Raw genomic sequence first — 20,154 nt, 5'->3', positions numbered from 1 at the left:
ACCGGCGACGTCACGGTCATCCGCCATAAGCAAGGAGCTTCTTCATTGCGGGGGCGATACGACATCACAGCCCTGGCTTCTTGGACATACAACCGCGTCACCATCCGAGTAGTCACCCCAGCGGCCGGGGCACGATCTACGACCGGAGGATTTCCTCAGCCCCGCGCCGTTCAGCGAATCGCTCGCCGAGCGTGGATCGGGCGAGTTCTAGCGGCAGGGCAGCGGAGAACTTGAGGCCGTCTACCGCGTCCGAGCTCACGGCTGGCTCCGCGTGCGCGATCTGCGCAGTGCGGATGTCGTCAATCGTGACGTGGGAAGCCAACTCAAGACGTCGATTGTCCGTGCCGAGCACGTCGGCTCCGCCGAGCGCCGCGGCGAGAGTTTCATTCGCGCGCAGGCCCGCCCAACTCCAGAGTTGTCGGCCGCGTGGTGTGTCGGCCAGCACAAGACCAGAGCTGTCCACCGTTGCGGCCATCTCCGCCCTTAGGCGGACAAGCCGGTCGGCCGCGCGTCGCGACAGTCCGACGGTCGGGTCGGAGCCGAGCAGCACCTCCCTCTGCGCTTGGACCAGTTCGAAGGACTCGGCGACCGCCTCGCTCGGCCATTGCACCTTGCCCTTCTCGGGCTGCTCACTCACCACCACCTCACGTCGTTGCCAGTCGACGGACTCCACCCGCCACGCCCAACCTGCGAGGAGCAGCCGCTTCTCGGCTCCTGCGGTCGATCGTTGACTTAGCGCCAACGGTGACACGCTGCCGATCTGCCTCCGTCCGGCGACGACCTTGAGCTCAAGATCGGCAGTGAACGAGGCCAGCAGGTCCATGAAATGGCGGCGTCCGAACTCCTTCTCCGCCGTCGGGCCAATGAAGAGCATGCCCTGGTCCTCTACGAGGAACTCGCGCTCGCGAAGGTAGGTCAGGACAACGTCCGCGTCGTCCATCACGGCGAGGTCACCCCACCACCGGCGCCACGTCGAGGCCCCGAAGCGTCCTTCCTGCAGCGCCAATGCCAGGAGCTGCTGCGCCGCGATGTGCCGCGGCGAGGGCGGAGGGACGACAGGCTCCACGAAGCCTCGCCCCCAGAGCAGGCGGACCGCTGACGCTCGGAGCAGACCGTCGTTGTCGACGGCTAGGAAAAGGGCGTTGCGTCGGGCACCGCTCCTCCGGCCCGTACGCCCGAGACGCTGGAGGAAGGAGGCCACCGACCGCGGTGCATCTATCTGGATCATCCGATCGAGGTCTCCGATGTCCACGCCGAGCTCGAGCGTGGACGTGGCGACGATTACGCAGTCGCGCGCCTCTGCGAATGCTCGTTCACTGACCCGTCGCTCGTCTGCGGACAGCGACGAGTGCGAGACGAACGTGGTGACGTTGCGCCTTCGGAGCTCGAAGGCGAGCTCTTCCGCCCTTCGGCGTGACTCGCAGAACACGAGCCGCTTCTCCCCGCGGTACAGGCGTGAGAGCACCTCGGCGGCGTTCGGCACAGAGCCGACGTAGTCGAGCGTCACCTCCACATCCGCTGCTTTGGCCGAGCGCCCGCCTACCGCAGGCCCGTCGCCGTCCTCAGCGGTGACCACCCGCCCAGTTCGCCCCTGCCCTTGGAGGCTGCCCTGCATCCACGTGAGCATCTCCTCGGGATTGCCGACAGTGGCGGATAGTCCCAGTCGCTGTACCGGGTGGGCAGATAGCCGTTGGATGCGTTCGAGTACGGCGAGGAGGTGCCACCCCCGATCCGCGCCGGCGAAGGCGTGGAGCTCATCGATGACGACGGCCTTGACGTCCGCGAACATCGCGCGATGATCCACCCGCGTGGACACGAGCATCGCCTCGAGCGATTCGGGTGTGGTGAGAAGGATGTCAGGCCGCTCGTTCATGATGTGCCGGCGCGCGGTGTTTCCTACGTCGCCGTGCCAGAGCCCGGCCGACCGCCCGACCCACGCGGCGTACTGCTCAAGGCGAGGGTGGAGATTGTTGAGCAGCGCCTTCAAGGGCGTCACGTACACCACGGAAACCCCGTGCCAGCTCTCGTCGGCCATGCGGGAGAGCAGGGGAAACATCGCGGCCTCGGTCTTGCCACCCGCCGTAGGCGCGAGGAGCAGACAGTCGTCTCCCGAGCGAACTGGCCCGACAGCCGCATGCTGGAGTGGACGCAAAGACGCCCAGCCGAGGGAGTTGACCACGTGATACTCGACGGCGGCGCTCAGTCCAGTCAGTGACGTCATGCTGGCCCGGACGCGCGCATCGCTTCAAGCACGGGTCTTCTCCCACCGGTGCGCGTGCTAAATCCCGTTCTCACAGCTCGAGGTCGATCTCGTCGACCGATAACGCCGACGGGCGCGGTCGGCCGACCACGCCCAGCTCGCGCGCCTCCAGCTCGGTCTCCCTCAGCTCGGAACCGTCCACGGTGAGCGCGTAGTCCCGCCGCGGTTGGAACTCCTCGAACTGGTCGACCCGGTCCATGACGTCAACAAGCTTTCGAAGATAAAGCCGCGGCGCCACCCCGACCTTGCCGCCAAGCTCGCCGGCAACGGCGCGTGCCAGGTCACCGACGTACGCGTCGTCGACGAGGTCCTCTACCCGCCCGGCCGCATCCGCGCCGTCGGCGTAGATGTCGCGCACACGCGTACCGAGCTCGACGAGAGAGTCCTGCGTGAAGCCACCCAGCCGGATCTGTGGCGCCCGGGGATTGTCGAAGCGCGGATCACCGGTGAAGTCGGTGGCCAGACGCTGTGCCAGCGGTGGCAACCGCCGCATCCCCTGCTGCCCGTCGTAGAAGGCGGGCGTGCCGGTGATCACGAGGTACAGCCCCGGGAACCGCCCAGAGTCCACCTCGTCCATCAGCTGGCGCAGCGCGTTGAGTGACTTCTCCCGCACGTCGGACCGCACCCGTTGCAGGGTTTCGACCTCGTCGAGGACGACGACGAGCCCCGCGTAGTCCGAATCGCGCAGCACCGCGAGGAGGCCCTGGAGGAACCCGAGTGCGCCGAAGTGATCGAGGTCGCCGCGGATGCCCACCCCGCGCCGGACCGCGGCGGCCACGTTGGGTTGACCGCCGAGCCACGCCAGCAGCCCTTCCGCATGGGGAACGTCCCCGGCGCGCAGCGCCGCTCGGTAGCCCCGCAAGGCGGTGGCGAACGCGGGCGCGGACTTCGACACCCCCGCGAGCCGCCGTTCGAGCAGCTCGTCCACCGCCTGCTGTAGGCCGGTCTCGTCAGATGGCGAGGCTCCGGCGTCGAGCACGTCCTGCTCGAGCACGTGGAACCAGCCGTCGACGATCTCCCGCAATGCCGAGGGGGCGGATTCTGCCGTCGAGAGGTTCTCGGTGATGCGCCGGTAGACGGTCTCGAGGCGGTGAAGCGGCGTCTCGGTCTCGGAGATCTGGATCTCGGCGGTGGCGAAGCCACGGTGCTTCGCGCGCTCGGTGAGCCACCTGGCAAAGAACGTCTTTCCAGAGCCGTACTCCCCGCGCACGGCCTTCATCTGCGCGCCCCCGCCGGTCACCCCGTCGAGCTCGGCGTCGACCGCCGCCTCGAACCGGTTGAGGCCGACCGCCATGACGTCGAGACCGCGCTGGGGGACCGTGCCGCGTCGGAGCGCGTCGATGACGTCACGACGACGCCGGCTGGAGAGGTTCACGAGGTCACCCTCCCAGCTCGAACTGCTCGCGGAGCAGCCGCTCGTCGAGCGCGACGGTCAGCCCGTCCGCCTCGTCGGCGACCACGGGGTACCCGTCCAGGTTGAGGATCCGTTTGATTGCCGCCAGCGTGGGGTCCAGGGCGGCACGGCTGACACCGGCGGCGTTGGCCACCGTGTCGCGATGGGCGCGCCCGGAACGGTTCAGGAGCTCATCCAACACCGCGCGAAGCACCCCCTCGTCCACGGGCCGCCGGCCCGCACGGGACCGCTGGGTGCGGTACGTCGGCGAGGCGAGCAGCCGGTCCACCAGCCCGGCCTCCGCGGGGGCGGCGGGAACGGCGGGCTCGGGCAGGAAGATGTCGAGCGTGCCCTGGCCCGGCTGCGGGGGCTTCGGCGCGCGCTTCGTCGCGGTGCTGAGCGACCGCTCCGCGGGCGACTCCGGTCGCGGCGTGACGGCCGGGTCGTGCCACCAGGCCGGCACCTGGGGCGGCGCTTCCTTCCAGCTGGCAATGCTCGCCCGGCCGATCCGATCCAGCACGACGACGGGCACGGTGATCTCGGCCAGGGACGCACCGCCGTGGTAGCCGGCGGACTTCGCCCCGTAGCGCAGGTCCTCGTCCAGAGCCAGGACGGCGGCGCCGCCCGCGGCGAGGACGCGGGACCCGCTCACCTCGACCTCCCCGCCGGCGGCGGGGCCGGTGGACGTGGGCCGCCAGCGGGAGTCGGCTCCGGCCACCGCCCGCCCTTCGCTCCCCCGCTCCACGACGTGCCCGTGGTCGGAGGTGAGCACGACGACGCGGCCGGCGAGGATGGCGCGGTCAAGCAGGGGCCGGAGGTGCTGGATCCGGTCGAGGCTCCACCGGGTGCCCTCCGGGTCGTCCTTGGCCAGGGCGTCGTCGATGGTGTTGAGGACGACGCCGACGACGCGGGTGGCCTCGTCGTCGATCGCCGCGCCGACGTCGGCGGCGAGCAGGGCGCCCGAGTCCGCGCGCAGGTCGTCCTTGTGGAACAGCGGGCCGCCGGTGAGCGCCCGGAAGCGCGGCTTCTCGGTGCTCTGGCCGCCGTCGCGCAGCCTTCCGGTGAGGAGGGACGTGCGGGAGAACCGGGTGACAGTGGGCAGGGTGGCGAGGGCGACGGCGCGGGTGTTGCCGTCCTTCGGCACGAGCTCGGACCACCCGATGTCGAGGGCGCCCTGGGCTACCTCGGTGGCCACCCGCATGCTCATCCCGTCGAGGACGATGAGGAGCACGGGCGACTGGGCACCCAGGGGGCGGACGACCTCCGCGAGCAGGTTCTCGACGAGGACGACGCCAGCCGGCGCCTCGTCGCGTGCCGTCGCCGCGGCGAGCTGCCCCGCGGCGAGCACGTCCCGGCCGGCGCGCACCTCCCGGGCATGCATGGCCAGGCGCCGGTAGACGGCGGCGAGCGCGGCGTTTGCACTGCCCGTCCACACCGCGGCGACGGCGCGGTCGACCCACCCGCCGTCGTCGACGTGCAGGTGGAGGCTCTCTCCTAGTGTCGCGGGCTGGGCCGAGACGGTGGGGCCGCCGACCCACCGGACGAGCCGGGTGGCCATGCGGGCGGTGGCCACCTCGTGCGGGTCGCGGTGGGCGAGCCGGTGCCCGGCGATCGCCGCCATGGCGCCCTCGACGTCGCCGTCGGCCCCCTGGGAGGTGAGCCGGACGTCGAGCATCGTGCCGAAGGCCTCGAGCCGGGCGGTGAGGCCACTGGACAGGACGTCGGACCGGGCCCGGCCGTCGGGCCAGCCGAGGTCCATCAGCAGGGCCTCCGCCTGGACAAGGGCGTTGTTGAGCTCGGGATCGTCGGCGTCGTCCAGGCGCAGGGCGACGTCGCGGGCGTCACTGGCGAGCGCCCGTGCGTGCCGCTGGTCCACCGGTCGGCCGCCGAGGTACTTCTCGATGCGGGTGCGGGCACTGATCTGGTCGGCGTCCATGGTGCGCGCCGGCGTGGCCGGCCAGAGCACGTCGGCCACGAGCCCGACGGCGACGACAGAGACGGTGCTCTCGGCCGCGGCGGTGAGCGCAAGGGCGGACTGCGGCCCGAGCGCCTCGCCCGCCCACCGGGTGAGGTGGCGGCGCAGGTCAGGGTCCACGGCGGCCCACCGGGCGCGCCGGTCGGAGCGGTTAAGGAGCTCGAGGAGCCGGACGGCGTCGAGGTGGGCCGGCACCCGCTCGCCGAGGAGGTGGGCGAGGAGGTTGCCCAGCGCTGCGTCCTGGGTGAGCACACCGGTGGTGGCGACCGGCCAGCCCTCGCGAGGCTGGTTCTCCAGGAGCGTCGCGGCGGCCCAGCGTCCCTGGCGCCGCAGCGCCGGGTCGATGGCCTGCGCGCCGACCATGTCGGCGAGCGCGGACCAGTCGTCCGGCTGCTCGATCCGGCGGCCGAGGGCGCGCAGCATGACGGCGTCGCCGAGGTCTTGCTCGGGCCGGTCGGTGAGGACGACGAGGCACTCTTCCTCGGGCAGGTCGAGGATCTCCGCGAGCACCGCGAGCTGGGAGGGGCCAGGCCGGACGCGGACGCGGCAGCCGTCGACCTCGATGACGTCGGGCCCGGTCCACACGGGGGCGGCCCTAAGGAGCAGCACCTTGTGGGTGCCGTGGCCGACGAGAGCGCGGGCGCGCTCGTGCACGAGCCCCGCGGAGGCGGGGGCGACGGCGGAGGCGGTGACGCTCACTCCACCCACCACTTCACGTGGACGCGCCGGCCGGGGTTGTCCCGGACGAAGCGGGCCAGGCGCTCGGCGGTGTCGTTCACGGAGGCCTCGGCGCCGTCGGCGTCGAGGTAGACCTTGTCCACCTCGGTGACCGTCACTCCCCCGCCGCCCGACGTGGGCGGTTCGATCGTCTCGCCGCTACCGCCGGCTCCACCGCCACCGACCGCTCCACCGCCCCCGGCGCCTCCGCCGGTCGGCGTTACGCGGGTGGCCTCGATGAGGATGCGGTTCGCCCTCGCGGTGGCCTCGTCGAGGACCGGCACGAGCGGAGCGTGGAGCTCGTCGCGCTCCGCCGTCGCGCGCACGGCGGCCATCACCTCCGCGCCGCCGGGCAACGCCTCGACGCTGCGGAGCACGTCCCACGGCACCCGGCCGAGCCCGCGGATCACGTCTCCGGCCGTCGAGAGCGACTTGCCCAGTGCCTGCGGCTCCTCCGGCACGTCGGCCTCGGTGAGCGCGGTGACGAGGGCGAGGTCGTCGCCGCGGCGCAACGCGGTCACGAGCTCCCGCGCCCGCACGGCCGTGACCATCCGCGCGCTGTCGCCGCTGAGACCGAGCACGCCCTGGTGCTCGCGCAGCGCCCGCTCGAGCTGCTCTGCCCCCGCCCGGAGCTGCTCCGCCCGCGTCCGCACCGTGCCGGCGACGCGGTGCAGCGCTGCGGCCGAGAGGTGCGCCTCCGGCTGGGCACCGAAGAGCTGCTGAGCCCGCCGGTGGGCGGCCTCCCACACCGCGGCGTCGGGCAGCGGCGGCTGTCGCAGCGCCATGTGCGGCTTGAGCTCGCCGATGGCCGGCTCGCGCAGCACGGTGCCGTATTGGACGATCTCCCGGTCCGTGAGGGCCGCCCAGGCGATGACGAGGAGGTCCTGCAGGTCGGTGGCCATCCCGGTGGGCGCCAGCCGGTCACGCAGGTCGCTCACGGTCACGTCGCCGTCGCGCCCGGTGTCTGCGACTGCCCGGGTGAACTCGCCGTGCCAGCGGAAGTCCGTGGCACTGAGGGCGTAGACGTTCTCCCGGGGTGTGCCGACGCCGAGGGGGCCGGCCACGCGTTGGAGCAGCCGGGCCTTGGTCCGGTCGAGGCCGGCGAGGCGCCCGCGCTCGGCGAGGGCCTGGCGGACGAGGGTCAGGACGTTGCGGACCTCGGCGCGGCGAACCTCCTCACCCTCGGGCTCGAAGCGCGGGTGGTCGGGGAACTGGTCGCCGAGCGCCTGGTCCATGACCTGGGCCAGCCCGTCGCGCATGGTGGTGGCGGCAGGGGTGCGGACGGTGAGGCCCGGCCGCAGCGCGGTGAAGATCTCGTTCGCCGCGATGGACCCGGTGTCGACGTCCTCCGGCCTCGGCGCGGCGATGCCGTACGCCTCGCGCAGGGCCCGCACGAGCTGCTCACGCAGCGCCTTGCGCTGGTTCTCCAGGGCGAGTCGGGCCGGCTCCTGCTCCGCCGGCGCGAGGTGGGAGGCGTTGGCCTCGAACATGCGCGGCTTGTGCAGGTGCTCGAGGAGGACGAGCCGGCCGACGTCCTGCATCCGGGCCGCCGTGAGGAAGTGCGGCAGCCACACCACGGTGTTCGTCTCCAGGCCGGCGTCGCGCTCCTGGTTGAGCCGGGCGAAGTCGTCGGAGGGGAAGTGGCCGGGCTCGTCGAAGGGGTAGTCGACGACCACGCGCCACCGGCCGCCCTCGGCGCGGAGCTGATCGGCGGGCAGAGACTTAGTCTCTCGCACGTTCGCGAACAGCACGTCGACCTCACGCCGGCTGCCCCGCCACACGTGGGTGAAGGGCCGCTCCGGGCGGAACCCCTCGGCCGGTCCCAGTCCGAGCTCCTCGGCGAGGAGCTCCCTGATGAGCTGGCGCCGGTTGCTGGGGCTGTCTTCGGCCTGGACCCGTTCGATGACGGTCTCGTAGTCGACCCCGGAGAGCTGCAGGCCGATGACCGGGTTGGCCTCCGTCCCAACGACGACGTCGCCGAACTTCTGCGCCCACTCCCGCGCCCACTGGGTCACCTGGCTGGCCTCCCGCCCGGGGATGAGCGAGGTGACGGTGCCGTAGTTCAGGGCGGCGAGCTTAGCGGCCGTGAGGTTGGTGAGGGACGCGGTGCCGGGCGCGATGTAGGAGACGAGGAGGGTCTTGGCGAGGCGGTCCTCGGTGCGGAACGGGGCGTTGCGGGGCAGGGCCGCCGCCTCGGTCTCGGTGACGTCGTACTTCTCGAGCAGGTAGGGGCGCAGCCGGTTGGCGTAGAAGTGCTCGGCGACGGCGAACCGGCGGCGCATGTCCGGCGTCAGTGGCTTGGCGGGGCTGAGCACGACGGCGTCGAAGAGCTCGCCGACGCCGATGAGGTCGCCGACGCGGAGGTGGTCGCGGCCCTCGGCGAGGAGCTCGCCCATGATCTTCAGGGCGGTCCGCTCCCGCTGCATGAGCGCGGAGAGGGCGATCATCGCGTCGACGAGCGCCGGGGAGAACGGGTAGACGAGCGCGAAGTCCGCCTCTGTGGAGGCCGCCTCGTCGGTGAGGAGGTGAGTCATGGCCTGGCGGTCGTGGCGGATGCGGTCGACCGCTGCCGCGATGGCGCGGGCGCCGTCGTCGTCCCGGGGCTGGAGGAGGCGCTGGTGGACGATCTTGGGCAGGTCGGCGGCCTTGAGCTCGATCCGGTCGAAGCGGTCCTCCCACCACTGGAAGGACTGGCCGATGGCCACCTGCTCGGCGCCGTCGGCGGTGTTGCCGAGGAAGTCCTTGAGGTCCCGCTGGCGGGCGACGAAGGAGATCATCGGCAGGGGCAGTGTGCCCATCTCCGTCTCGACGAGCTTGGCCACCTTGGACGTCTCGCGCTGGATGAAGGTGGTGTCGGAGAGGTGCTGGGCGAGCCAGAGCACGAGCTCGTCGAGGAAGAGGACGACGGCGTCGTAGCCCAGGCCGCGGGCGTGCTCGGTCATGGTCCGCAGCCCGGTAGAGATGTCAACCCAGGTGCCGGTGGAGACGTAGCCGGTGAAGAGGGTGCGGATGAGCTGCTGGCTCAGCCGGGTCCGCTCCGGCCCGCCGACGGGCTCGACCAGGGCGCGCTCGAACCGGTCGGCCGTCCACCCGCTGCCGCCTCCGGCGCCGGGAGTGAGCCGGCCCAGGTCGCCGAGCCCCGCGAGGCCAGTGGGGCCGTCGTCGTCGCTGCCGACGGAGTTCAAGGCGGCGAAGAAGGCGTCGTCGCCGTACTGCGCCCGCTGGGTGCGGGCGTCGGCCAGTAGGTCTTCCGACCGGTGGAGCAGCGGCGGGGCGACGTCGGGGTGCCGCTCCCGGACCACCGTGAGGTAGCCCTCGAAGATGGCCGCCTCGAGCGACTCCTTGCCAAGGAGGTGGTAGTCGAGGGCGAGGAAGGACTTCCCGAGCAGCTCCTCGTGGTCGGCCACCGTCCGCTGTAGTCCGCCGAGTGCGCGAGCGTGCGGGTTCCCGGCGAGCAGGAGGTGGAGGACGGCCATGAAGTGGGACTTGCCGGAGCCGAACAAGCCGTGGACGAACGCCCCGGAGCTGCGCTGGGCGCGCATCGCAGTGGCGACGAGGTCGAGCGCCTCGTCCATCGCGCCGGCGATGCCGTCGGTGACGACGTACTGGTGGAGCGTGGGCTCGGCGTGGGCGACGCCGCTCTGGAGGTTGAGGACGTAGTCGCTGGCGGTGACCCGTTCGGGCAGGTCGAGGACGTCGCGGAGCGGGGTAGTGAGGATGTCGGTGGTCATCGGTCTCTCCTAGGCGCGGACGGTGCGTCGGCGTCCGCGGGCGGGCGGGTCGGGCCGCCAGGCGGCGACGTCGTCCCGGGTGGCTCCGAGGTGGGCGAGCTCGTCGTCGATCATCGCGCTGATGCTCGCCGCAGCGCTGGTGCCAAGCCGCGGGTCGGGGTCACTGTGCCACTGGTGGAGCCACGGTTCGAGCTCGACCAGCCCGGCCACGAGCGCGGTGCGGTTGGGGTCGTCCGAGGCGAGGGTGCCGATGAGCCGGGCGATGGCCACGGCCTGGTCGGCGTGGTCCCACCCGGCCCACCCGAGCACGGGTGTGGCGTCGTCACCGACGCGCACGCCCGGGTAGGAGGTTAACCGTTCCTTCGGGACGTCGAGCTTGCCCCGCGCCCGCCAGATGGCGGTGGTGCGGAAGTCGGGGGTGCGGTACTTCGGCGGCACGGGGATGGTGACGCGCTCGCCGGCGTCCTCGCGACGCTGGAGGTCCCAGACCTTGCGCCACTCGGCGTGCTTCTCCAGGCCCGAGGTGGTGTAGCGGTGCGCCGCCAGGAAGGGGACCGCCTCGTCCTTGAGCAGGGCCGTCAGAGTTGTGACCGCGTCGGCGTCCTCGGCGCCGGTGAGCAGGCGCAGCGCAGCGCGAACGGACGCGTCGTCGCGCACCAGATCGGCAATCTGGGCGACGCTCCGGACGACGGGCCCGGCGGCGTCGCGCCACAGCGCCGGCTCCTCCAGGCGGTCGAGCACGGCGGCACGGAGGGCGTCGCGGAGCTGGGCGTCCCAGCGGTCGGTGGCCCACCGACGCTTGTTCTCCGGCCGCTCGAGGAGCCGGACCTTCGAATTGCTTTCAGTGAGGGCAAGGCGCCGCTCGACGACCGCGCGGTAGTCGGCAGGCCAGACGGACCGCAGCTCGGTGACCGGGGTGGACCCGTGCCGCTCGAACCACGCCGTCTCCTCGGCGCCGGAGGCCACGGCGCGAGCGAGAGCGACCTCGAAGGCACGCTCCCCAAGGTCGATCTCGTCGAGCGCGCCCCCGTGATAGGTGACGTCCTCGTCGATGAGGCCGTACAGGCGGTACACCTCCCAGTCGAGCTCCTCCTGATCGAAGATCATGCGGCGACGGAGCAACTCCCAATCTTCGCGTGCCGCCCGCACACGGCCTTCGACGTCACCCTCGTTCTCCAGGACGTGTGCAACGAGATTCCCGGGCGACGCGGCGGCGAGTTCCTGGGCAAGCGTGTCAAGCGCCCGTGCACGCTCACGCGGAAACGTCGCCGGGAGAGGGAACTCCTGGAGCTTGGTGCCGGCGAACTCATATCGCCACTCCCATAGCTCATCGGCGATGCCCAACCCGTGGCTACCAGCTCCCTTCTCATAGGAGACCTGCTTGAGCCAGAAGCACGCCGTCGACGAGTTGAGCACCCCGAGCAGGTCAAGGTGCTCGTCCTCGCTCGCGCCCGCCCGCAGCTTGATCACCGGCGCCGACTGCTTGAACACCTTCCCGCCGCGGTCGAGTACGAAGTGGTTGTGCGTCGCCACGAACGCGAACGTGATGGAGCGTGGGGCCAAGACCGACCACGGCGTGAACTGCATGTACTCGCTCCAGCGCAGCCCTGCATCTGCCATGTTCCCCTGGAACGTCGCCCGGCGCGCCAGTACCGTTCGCCAGGGCCACAGGACGCCATCAAGCCTTTCCGTTGGCCGGAGGTCCTCCGTGTAGGGAAACAGAATCCGTTCCGTCGACCGGTTCTGGTAGTCCCGGATACCGTCGCCGACCACGAACTCGCGGCTCAGGTCTGCCACTGAGCGTTCCCCTGACAGACGTCGAGGCCTCATGTAGATCTCGTCAGCACCAGCGCGGATTGCCCCGCCAACCGGCCTGTCCAGGACCGCAGAGAGGCGACGGGGGGCGCCGCCTTCGAGGCCCTTCTGCAGCGCGCCCGCCGTACCGCCCACGAGGGACCAGGGGTGCCGGGAGAGCACGTCGCGAGAGAGTTCGGCGACAGTGACGAACCGACCGTCGAAGCCCTCTGGCTGGTCGAGGTGATCTACGATCTCGCGCCAGACTTTGCCATTGGCCGGGTCAGCAGGCTGCCCGGGTTCTCCTCGGACGCCCAAGACGGCCCTGACGTTGGGCACTGAGGGAAGCTGACGGCGTCCGACGAGGATTACGGTCGGTGTGCCGTGCCCGGGAATGTACGCCCCTGAAGTGTCAATCACTTCTTGAAGGTCGACCGGGTTGGACACATCGTGCCCTGACAAGAGGTCCTCAACGACCTTGGTACCAAACTCACGCTTCATGAAGGAGTTTGAGGTGATCTGGCCGACATAGCCCGCTCCCCCGACTGCGCTGTAGCGCCTTGCGAGCCTAAAGAACAGCTCCATGAACGGCACCGACAGCGCGTATTGGCGGTGACAGGTCGAGTACGCCGCGCGGTAGGCGTCGTTCAGCGCCTTGTCCTTCACGGTGATGTACGGTGGGTTGCCGACGACCACGTGGTAGCGGCCCTCGTCGAGGATGTCTCGATACTCCCCCACGTCCTCGGCGGCGTAGGAGAACGGCTCCTCGTCGCCGTCCAGCGCGAGCGCGTCCTGGCGACCCTGCGCCGCGAGAAGCGAGTCGCCGATGGCCAGGTGGTAGTCGTAGTCGGGCGCGCCAACGAGCGAGGTGTCCCCCGCAGCGTGGAGAGCAGCAACGGTGAGCCGGAAGCGCGCGATGGCGACGGCGAACGGGTTGACGTCCACGCCGTGGATGGAGTCCAGGGCGCGCTGCACGAAGTCGCGGTCGTCGGCACCGGGAGCCTCCTCCCGCCACTTGCCGACGAGTCGGGCGAACGCGCCGAGGAGGAAGTGGCCGGACCCGCACGTGGGGTCGATGAGCTTGAGGTCGGTCAGCCCGAACTCGGCGACGGCGGGCTCCAGGGTGCGGTCGAGGACGAACTCCTCGACGAACTCGGGCGTCTGGAGCAGGGCGTACTTCTTCTTCGCGAACTCGGAGAGGTCCTGGTAGAGGTCGCCCAGGAACCGGGTGCCGAGGCCCTCGTCGGTGAAGTCGTGGACGAGGGCGCCGTCGTCGTCGCGCCGGCGCCAGAAGTCGAGGAGCGCCTGCGCGGCCTCGGAACTGATGGGCGCCCGCCAGACCGGGTTGTGCTCCCGGTCCACGAGGAGCCGGCCGGCGGGCAGGGACGCGAGGAGACCGAACGCCTCGTAGAGCCAGTCGCGGGGGTTGGCCGCCGGGTGGTGGCGGTAAAAGACGGTCTCGTTCTCGGCGGCGCGGGCGAGCCGGTCGCCCCGCGGGCCCGCGGTGGGGCCGCCGATCCATGGCAGGGCGACGACGTTCCCGCCGGCGTCGCGGGCGCCGTCGAGAAGGGCGTTGTCCTCGCAGAACCGGATGAACGCCGTCGCGACGATCCACGCGACCGCCGCCTGGTCCACCTCTCCGTCGCGCCACTCCGGCCACGTCAGCGCGGTCCGCTCGCGCTCGGTGGCCTCGCGGTGCTGGCGCCGCAGGTCCTGCGACCAGTGCAGCGAGGGGTCCTCCGCCTGGGCCTTGAGGTCGCGGGTGAGGAGGGTGAGCTGCCGGCGCAGGTCGGTGAGCAGGCGAGCGGAGTCGATCATGCGGGCATCTCCGTGGTGTCGGACAGGTCGAGGTTCGGGGGCAGGTCCACCCAGCCGTCGGGTCCCATGGGGGCAGGGTGACCGTCGAGGGTGGGGATGGGCTGGTGGCCGCGCCGCGGGAGGAGGAGCCACCGTGCGGCCGGCCGGTCCTCGGCGAGGTCGAAGACCGGGGCGAGGAGGTCGGTGAGGCCGTAGCGGGCAAGCGGTGCGGCGTCGACGAGCAGCACGGGCTGGGGTGCGCGGAGCCGCTCGGCCCAGAGCCGGGGCACGTACTCGCGGGCGAGGCCCTGGAGGATCCCGAAGGCGCCGGTGCCGGCGGGCTGGGCGTCGAGCCGGGCGACGGCGAGCCAGTCGGCGTCGTTGTCCTTCGCACCCTGGCGCAGGGCGTCGACGACGAGCGCGGCGACGTCGACCACGGCGACCCCGTACGTCCGGGCGAGGTAGGCGACGGCGTCACCGTGCGAGCGCGGGTGAACGGCGAGGGTGAGGGCGGAGCGCCGGCGCAGCGAGTCCTGCAGGAGCCGGTCGAGCGAGAGGAGGTTGACGGTGGCGGTGCCGGTCACGGTGGAGTCCGTGGTGCTGCGCCGGCTCAGCTCGCGCTGGCTGTACTGCTCGCCGTCCCACTCCAGGCCCGGCGCCGCCTTGGCGACGATCTCGTCGAGCGCCGGGCCGTCGGGGAGGTTCGTCACCGTCGGGAACCGGCCCGTGACGCGGGAGCGGAGCCGCTCCTTGGTCAGGGCGACGACGTGGGCGTTGCGGAGGGCGAGGACGGCGGCGGACTCCGGGGCGAGGTCGGCGGGGTAGACCTCGGACCGGGAGGACAGGGCGGCCCGGGACGCGGCGGCCACGGCCGATCGGAGGAGCTGGTCGTCGGTGAGCCGGACGTCGTCGCCGGTGGCGCGGACGACCGCCCTGAGCTCGGCGAGCGCTTGGTCGGCCGGGATGAGTTCTCGCTCGGCAACGAGGGCGTCGGCGGCGTCGCCGAGGGCGACGGCGAGGTCGAGGGCCCGCTCCCCCGCGTCACCGGGCTCGTCTGCGTCCTCGCCGAGCGCGACGAGGACGCCTCGGGTGCGGCCGCCGTCGTCGAGGAGCCGCCGGGTGACGAACGTGGGCTCGGCCCCCCGCGCGTCCGTCTCGACCACGGCCCGGACGAGGCCCGCCGCGACGCGTTCGCGGGCTCGCCCCTCGAGGGCCGAGCCGAGGCGGAAGGTCAGGGCCGCGACGGCGTCCGGCAGGCCGAGGACGCCGCCCGCGTCGCGGACCGCGGCGGCGAGGATCTCCTGGACGGGCGTGGTGCGACCGCGCTGGCGCCACCGCCTGGTGGCGTTCGCGAGCGCGTCGGACGCGTCGGCCCGGGAGACGCCCGTGCGGTCGGCGACCTCCGCGACGCTCGGCCAGAGGCCGTCGGCGTCGTCGAGGCCGAGCAGGGCGGTGACCACGGCGATCTCGGTGGCGTTGGCCGGGCTGGGCCGGGGGACGAGGGAGCCCGCGATCACCTCGATGCCCTGACGCTCCTCGATCGGGTCGGTGGTCGCGGTGGTGACGGGTGCCGTCTGCGGGAGCAGCGCCTCGCGCCACTGGCGCACCCGGCGCTGAATCTCGCGGCGGTACTGCTCCCCGAGCCCGGGGATGGAGTTGACGCGGGTGCCCTTGAGCGTGATGAGCTCCCCGACCGTGCCGACGTCCTCCCTGGTGAGTCCGGACAGGGCCCGGGCGCTCAAGCCCGCGGCCGAGAGCGGGGTGGCGAGGGTGGCGCGGGCGGCCTGGGCGTCCCGGGCGGCCTCGTCGACGTCGGTGCCGGACGCCGGCTGCTCGAGCCGGTCGAAGATCGCCGTCCAGGCGGTGCCGAGCTCCGCGGCGTTGGCGAAGCGGTCGGCGACCACCGGGGACAGGGCCCGGCCGAAGAACTCGGTGAGCTGCTCCGCCACCGCCTCGTCGAAGGAGGTCGGCACGATGACGACGCGGTCGTCCGCGGAGGCGGGGGCGTCCTCGCCGTGGCGCCACGAGGGGAGCTCGCCGTGGGCCATCTCGAAGAGGGTGACCGCGACGGCGTAGAGCTCGGCGGCACGGTCGTACTGGCGGCGCCGGCCGGTGCCGAGGAACGGGTCGAGGTACCCGGGGGTGCCGGAGGTGAGGTTCTCCACCGGCTCCGTGGCGAGGGAGAGGTCGAAGAGGGTCAGCCGGGGCTTGCGAGTGCCGCGGTCGGGAGCGATGCCGAGGTTCGCGGGCTTGACGTCGCGGTGGAAGACGCCCTGGGACTCGAGGTACTGGACGGCCTCCAGAAGGTCGCGGCCATAGTTCTCGAGCTGCTCGATGGTGGCGCGGCCCTCGTTCTGGAGCCGGTCCGCGAGGGTGGTCTTGCCGGCGTCGGTGAGGAGGAGGGCGCGGCGGCCGTCGACGTCCAACGGCCCCTCGAGGAGCCGGACGACGCGCGGGTGGTCGAGGCTGCGCAGCACGTCGGCCTCGACGTCGAGCCGCTTGCCGGCGGGCAGGTCGCGGGCGAGCTTGAGGACCACGCCCTCGCGGTCCTCGGTGAGGTCGTCCACGAGCAGGGCGGTGCCGGTGGAGCCGCGGCCGCGGCGCGAGCGCACCTCGAACCGTCCGGCGAGGACCGTGCCCTTGGGTGCCTCGAGGGGATCGACGACGACGGGGCGACCTCCGTCGTCGTCTGGGCCTGGACGGCGGTAAGGGCGTCGAGGAAGTCCTGGACGGTGGCGGGTCGCTCGAGCTCGCCGGGGCTGGAGGCCTCGCGCACGAGGGCGACCACGGCGTCGGGCAGGGCGGGGCTCACGGCGGCGGCGTCGAGGCCGGTTCCGGCTTGGATCCGCCTCTGGAGCTCGGCCACGTTCGCCGACGGCTGCTCCCCGGTGAAGGCTAGGTAGGCCAGGGCCCCGAGCCCGTAGACGTCCAGCGGGACCGGGGGGAGATTGGCGCCGCCGCGCAGGCTCTCCGGGGCGAGGTAGAACCACTGGTCCTGCTCGACGAGCCGGGCCGGGTCGGTGATCCCGCCGGAGAGCACGGTCATGGTGGAGCGGGCGGAGGTGCCGGTGCGGCGGCCGGTCATCCAGTCGCGGATGCGGACCTGCGGGGCGCCGTCGCCGGGGCTGATCCAGACCCGTGAGGGACTCAGGGCCCGGTGGGTGAGGCGGCGGGAATGGGCGTAGGCCACCACCTCGGCGATCTGCCGGACGAGGCCGAGCCGGGCGTCGTAGCCGAGACTGTCCCCGCGCTGGGCGAGGTAGCGGTCGAGCGGGATGGCGTCGGGGTCGTACTCGAAGATGAGCGCCGGGCCGAGGTCGGAACGGACGAGGTCGACGGGCGCCTCGATGCCCGGGTGGCGGATGCCGCGGGTGAGGGAGAGCTCGCGCTGGGCGGTGCGCTCGATTTCCTGCCGGTCCTCCAAGGCGGTGCCCGGCGGGATGTCGAAGATGCGGATCCGTCGCGTCATCCCGGGCATGGCTGGGTGCTCGGCGAGCTCGTCGTGCCAGCCCGTGCCGACGGCGAGGGCGTCCTCGCTGGTGAGGGTGTACTGGCCGACGGTGCGGGTGCGCGGCGTGGGGACGAACCCGGCCTCGGCGACGAGGGCTGCGATCGCGCGTGCGTCATCGGCGCTGATGACGTGCCGGGGGTTCGCGGGTGGGGTGGCGACGAATGCCGAGAGGGTGGCGGAGGGGTTCAGGCCGTTGACGCGGTAGCCGTCGAGCGCGAGGAGGTGGGAGCTGGCGGCCTCGCTGAGCTCGATGCGGGAGTCTTCGCCGTGGAGCACAACCTTGGCGCCGATGAACGGTACGACCCGCTCCGCACCTCGTGGAGCGACGGCCTTGAGGAGGGACGCGAGCCGCTTCGCCTTGGCGTCGGCGAGAAAGAGTGGGTTCTTGGCGTGACGTACCTGCTGGCCAGACGTGGTCGTGACGACCCAGTTCTGCTGGTCGCCCGAGATGGTTCCGTGCCAGCCCTTGAGCTCGACGACGAACATGCCCACTCGGCTGAGTAGGAGGACGTCGACCTCCGCGGTGCGGCCCGACGTGTCGATGAAGGTGAGGTTGGACCAAGCGAACGTGGCGCCATCGTCGCGGAGCAGCTCGCGAAAGCGTGCGAGCGCAGCCGCCTCGGCCGGCGAGGCGGGTTCACCGAGGTTGACCCACCTGGTCGACGTCGACTCCATCCGGTTTCCTGCCCTCACTCGACGCTGGCGCAGCCCGCGTGGACCAACCATCCGATCTTGCCACGGATTCGGACGCATTCACGCCCGTTCGTCGATTCGTGCCAGTCAAGTCAGTGACACCAGGCTACGTCCGGACGCTCGGTTCCCCGTTCGACCTCGGCATGTCGGTGCACGCCAATATGGTCAGCGCAGCATTGAAACCTTTCGCCGTCGAACCTCGCCGGCCTCGCAGCAGCGGCAGTGCCGCACGAAGGGAAGACCGGAGTGGATAACATCGAGCTGTTTCAGGATGGTCGCGCTGGGTTCTACGGCGCGCGCACGCCGGCATGGCACCGACTTGGCACGACCACGGAGAAGGCCGTTCGCGCGGAGCAAGCCCTCCACCTCGCCGGCCTGGACAACTGGAACGTTACGACCCGGCCGGTCTTCACCACTGGGCCCGACGGACAGCCGGTCGCGCTCACGAAGCACCGAGCGACCGTCCGGCGCACCCCAGGCACACCAGCTGGCTCCTTCGATGCTCTCGGGGTTGTGGGCACCGACTATCAGGTCATCCAGAACGAAGAGGCGTTCAACTTCCTGACCGAGCTGGTGGAGGACGGCGACGCCGAGTTCGAGACGGCGGGCTCCCTCCAGGGCGGTGCCCGCGTCTTCGTGACGATGCGGGTCCCGGAGATCGTTACGGTCGCCGGGCACGACCACATCAATCTCTACCTCGCCGTCACCACCAGCCACGACGGCCAGTCGGCGTTCACCGCCATCCCCACGCCGGTGCGGGTTGTCTGTCAGAACACGCTCACCCTCGCGCTCCGGAACGCCCGCTCCCGCTACAGGGTGCAGCACCGCCCAGGTCAGGCACCGTCGGCAGAGGACGCCCGCGAGATGCTCGGTATCACCGTCGCGGGTGGGCTTGACCTCGTCGCCGCGGCTGAGGAGATGCTGAAGCTGAGCGTCAGCAACGCCGAGTTCGACGAGATCGTGGCGCGCGAGTTCGTTCCGATGCCATCCAACGCCAGCGATAAGCAACGGGAGAACCGCACCGTGGACCGACGAGGCCTTGCCTACTTCTTCCGCGACGCGGCGACCCAGGATCTGGGTCGCAACACTGCATGGGCGGCATTCAACGCGGTCGCCGAGTGGTCCGAGTGGAGTAAGCCAAAAAATCCCCACGCGGCCGGCTCGGCAGAGTCCGCCATCATCGGCGACATCGCCGCCGTCCGACAGAAGGCTTGGAATCTCTTCGCTCCCAGTCAGTACACCAGCGTCGGAGGCCGGGGCGCACCAGTCTCGATCTCTGCCAACTAGCGCCCCTAGCCCGAGGCGGTCAAAACACGAAGTCGACCGTCCCCTGGTGGCCTGCCAGCCAAGGGCAAGCCTCGTTGTGGTCCGCGAGCGCTTCAGCCGATGGCCAGTGTTGAGGGTTACGCGGCAAGTGCCCGATCGCTCGTCCGTCAAGGGCGCGGTAGATGTCTTCCCCCAGCGCCGGAGAAACATGGACGACGTGCCGTTCGCCCTCACGTCGCACCGTCAAGAGGTGCAGGTCGAAGAGAGTGTGAATGTCCGATCGGAGCAGGAGGCCGTTCGCTACCACGTTGGTGTGCTCACCGCGGTACGGAGAGATGTGGGCGGCCTCGAGCACAGCCTCCTCCGCCGTTCCGGTGACGGTGCACCGTCGTCCGTACGCCGAGAGCAACGACTTTCGGAATGGACCCTGGCCACGACGGACGGCTATCTCAGCCAGCGCCCGTTCGCGGCTGTCTTCCTTCAGGTCGGCAATACGCGCGACTGCAGCCGCGGAGTCGACGAACGCGGTCTCCGCCGCGTCGAATTGCTCGAAGAGGGAGCTCAGCCACGCTTCCACGGCCGAGTCATCAGAGTGCGGCGCCCACGACGGACTCTGGCGAAACCCGGTGTTCTCCTGAACCTCCGACCAGCTGACCCGATCTGCGGCCATGTCGGCCGCTGCCCTGAAGCGGAACCGCGAGACGTACTCGCGCTCTCCCTCATCCGTCCACGGCAGGTCCTCGTTGCCGGTGAGGGGCGTGGCGCCGTCGGTAACCTCTACCCGGCCTATGAAACCGTGCTTGGAGATCCAGAAGTAGACGACGTCGCCGCTCTTGATGGGACGGCTGGTCGCCATGTCCCAAAGACCGTTCTCCTTCGCGATATCCCAGTGGTTTGGGTAGTCCTTGGCGATAGTGAGCACCCAGCTCGTCATGGCATTCCTCATCCGCGAGATGCGGGTGGAGGCATGTCCGTGAGCTGGAAGCCTGTCGGGCCGCTTACTTGTGTTGGTGTATC

At 71.2% G+C, this 20,154-nt stretch carries 8 protein-coding genes and 1 pseudogene; 1 reads left to right on the top strand and 8 read right to left on the bottom strand.

Translation table 11 applies throughout. The features are described from left to right. Positions 1-136 precede the first annotated feature (136 nt). The 7 genes and pseudogenes from GD748_RS14915 to GD748_RS20000 form a co-directional block, all read right to left on the bottom strand. Positions 137-2,221 carry a DEAD/DEAH box helicase gene (locus GD748_RS14915; RefSeq protein ID WP_152196009.1) on the bottom strand — a complete coding sequence of 695 codons (2,085 nt, stop codon included), beginning with the start codon at positions 2,219-2,221 and terminating at the stop codon, positions 137-139. Between the two features lie 70 nt (positions 2,222-2,291). After that, positions 2,292-3,635 (bottom strand): BREX system ATP-binding protein BrxD, encoded by a 1,344-nt coding sequence (brxD, locus tag GD748_RS14910; RefSeq protein WP_152196008.1) that lies wholly within the window; start codon positions 3,633-3,635, stop codon positions 2,292-2,294. A gap of 4 nt (positions 3,636-3,639) precedes the next feature. Beyond that, entirely contained in the window at positions 3,640-6,327 is a 2,688-nt protein-coding gene (pglZ, locus tag GD748_RS14905; protein WP_152814798.1) for a BREX-2 system phosphatase PglZ, read from the bottom strand. Next, positions 6,324-10,076 carry a hypothetical protein gene (locus tag GD748_RS14900; RefSeq protein ID WP_152196006.1) on the bottom strand — a complete coding sequence of 1,251 codons (3,753 nt, stop codon included), beginning with the start codon at positions 10,074-10,076 and terminating at the stop codon, positions 6,324-6,326. Before GD748_RS14900 ends, pglZ begins: the two co-directional genes overlap by 4 nt. A 9-nt stretch (positions 10,077-10,085) precedes the next feature. Continuing rightward, entirely contained in the window at positions 10,086-13,688 is a 3,603-nt protein-coding gene (pglX, locus tag GD748_RS14895) for a BREX-2 system adenine-specific DNA-methyltransferase PglX (protein ID WP_152196005.1), read from the bottom strand. After that, complete coding sequence (locus GD748_RS14890) at positions 13,685-16,234, bottom strand: protein kinase domain-containing protein (RefSeq protein ID WP_193312966.1); 2,550 nt, start codon at positions 16,232-16,234, stop codon at positions 13,685-13,687. Before GD748_RS14890 ends, pglX begins: the two co-directional genes overlap by 4 nt. Before the next feature lie 200 nt (positions 16,235-16,434). Then, positions 16,435-17,853 (bottom strand): annotated as a pseudogene (locus GD748_RS20000) (NERD domain-containing protein); the annotation flags it as partial. A 264-nt stretch (positions 17,854-18,117) separates the two neighbouring features. Here GD748_RS20000 and GD748_RS14880 point away from each other — a divergent pair. Continuing rightward, on the top strand, positions 18,118-19,158 hold the full coding sequence (locus tag GD748_RS14880) for a DUF932 domain-containing protein (protein WP_152814796.1): 1,041 nt from the start codon (positions 18,118-18,120) through the stop codon (positions 19,156-19,158). 19 nt (positions 19,159-19,177) lie between these two features. Here the strand turns inward: GD748_RS14880 and GD748_RS14875 are convergent, their stop codons facing one another. Continuing rightward, the gene (locus GD748_RS14875; RefSeq protein ID WP_193312965.1) at positions 19,178-20,071 is read right to left on the bottom strand and encodes an HNH endonuclease; all 894 of its coding nucleotides are present in this window, start codon (positions 20,069-20,071) and stop codon (positions 19,178-19,180) included. Positions 20,072-20,154: the final 83 nt, after the last annotated feature.

It is taken from the genome of Georgenia subflava, assembly GCF_009193155.1.
GTDB classification, from domain to species: domain Bacteria; phylum Actinomycetota; class Actinomycetes; order Actinomycetales; family Actinomycetaceae; genus Georgenia; species Georgenia subflava.
This window is presented reverse-complemented; position numbering and strand designations above follow the sequence as displayed.

What these genes read in the sequence shown, in the direction of transcription:
- GD748_RS14915 (WP_152196009.1), bottom strand. Translation starts at nt 2,221, where the DNA reads ATGACGTCACTGACTGGACTGAGCGCCGCCGTCGAGTATCACGTGGTC.
- GD748_RS14900 (WP_152196006.1), bottom strand. Translation starts at nt 10,076, where the DNA reads ATGACCACCGACATCCTCACTACCCCGCTCCGCGACGTCCTCGACCTG.
- pglX (WP_152196005.1), bottom strand. Translation starts at nt 13,688, where the DNA reads ATGATCGACTCCGCTCGCCTGCTCACCGACCTGCGCCGGCAGCTCACC.
- GD748_RS14875 (WP_193312965.1), bottom strand. Translation starts at nt 20,071, where the DNA reads ATGACGAGCTGGGTGCTCACTATCGCCAAGGACTACCCAAACCACTGG.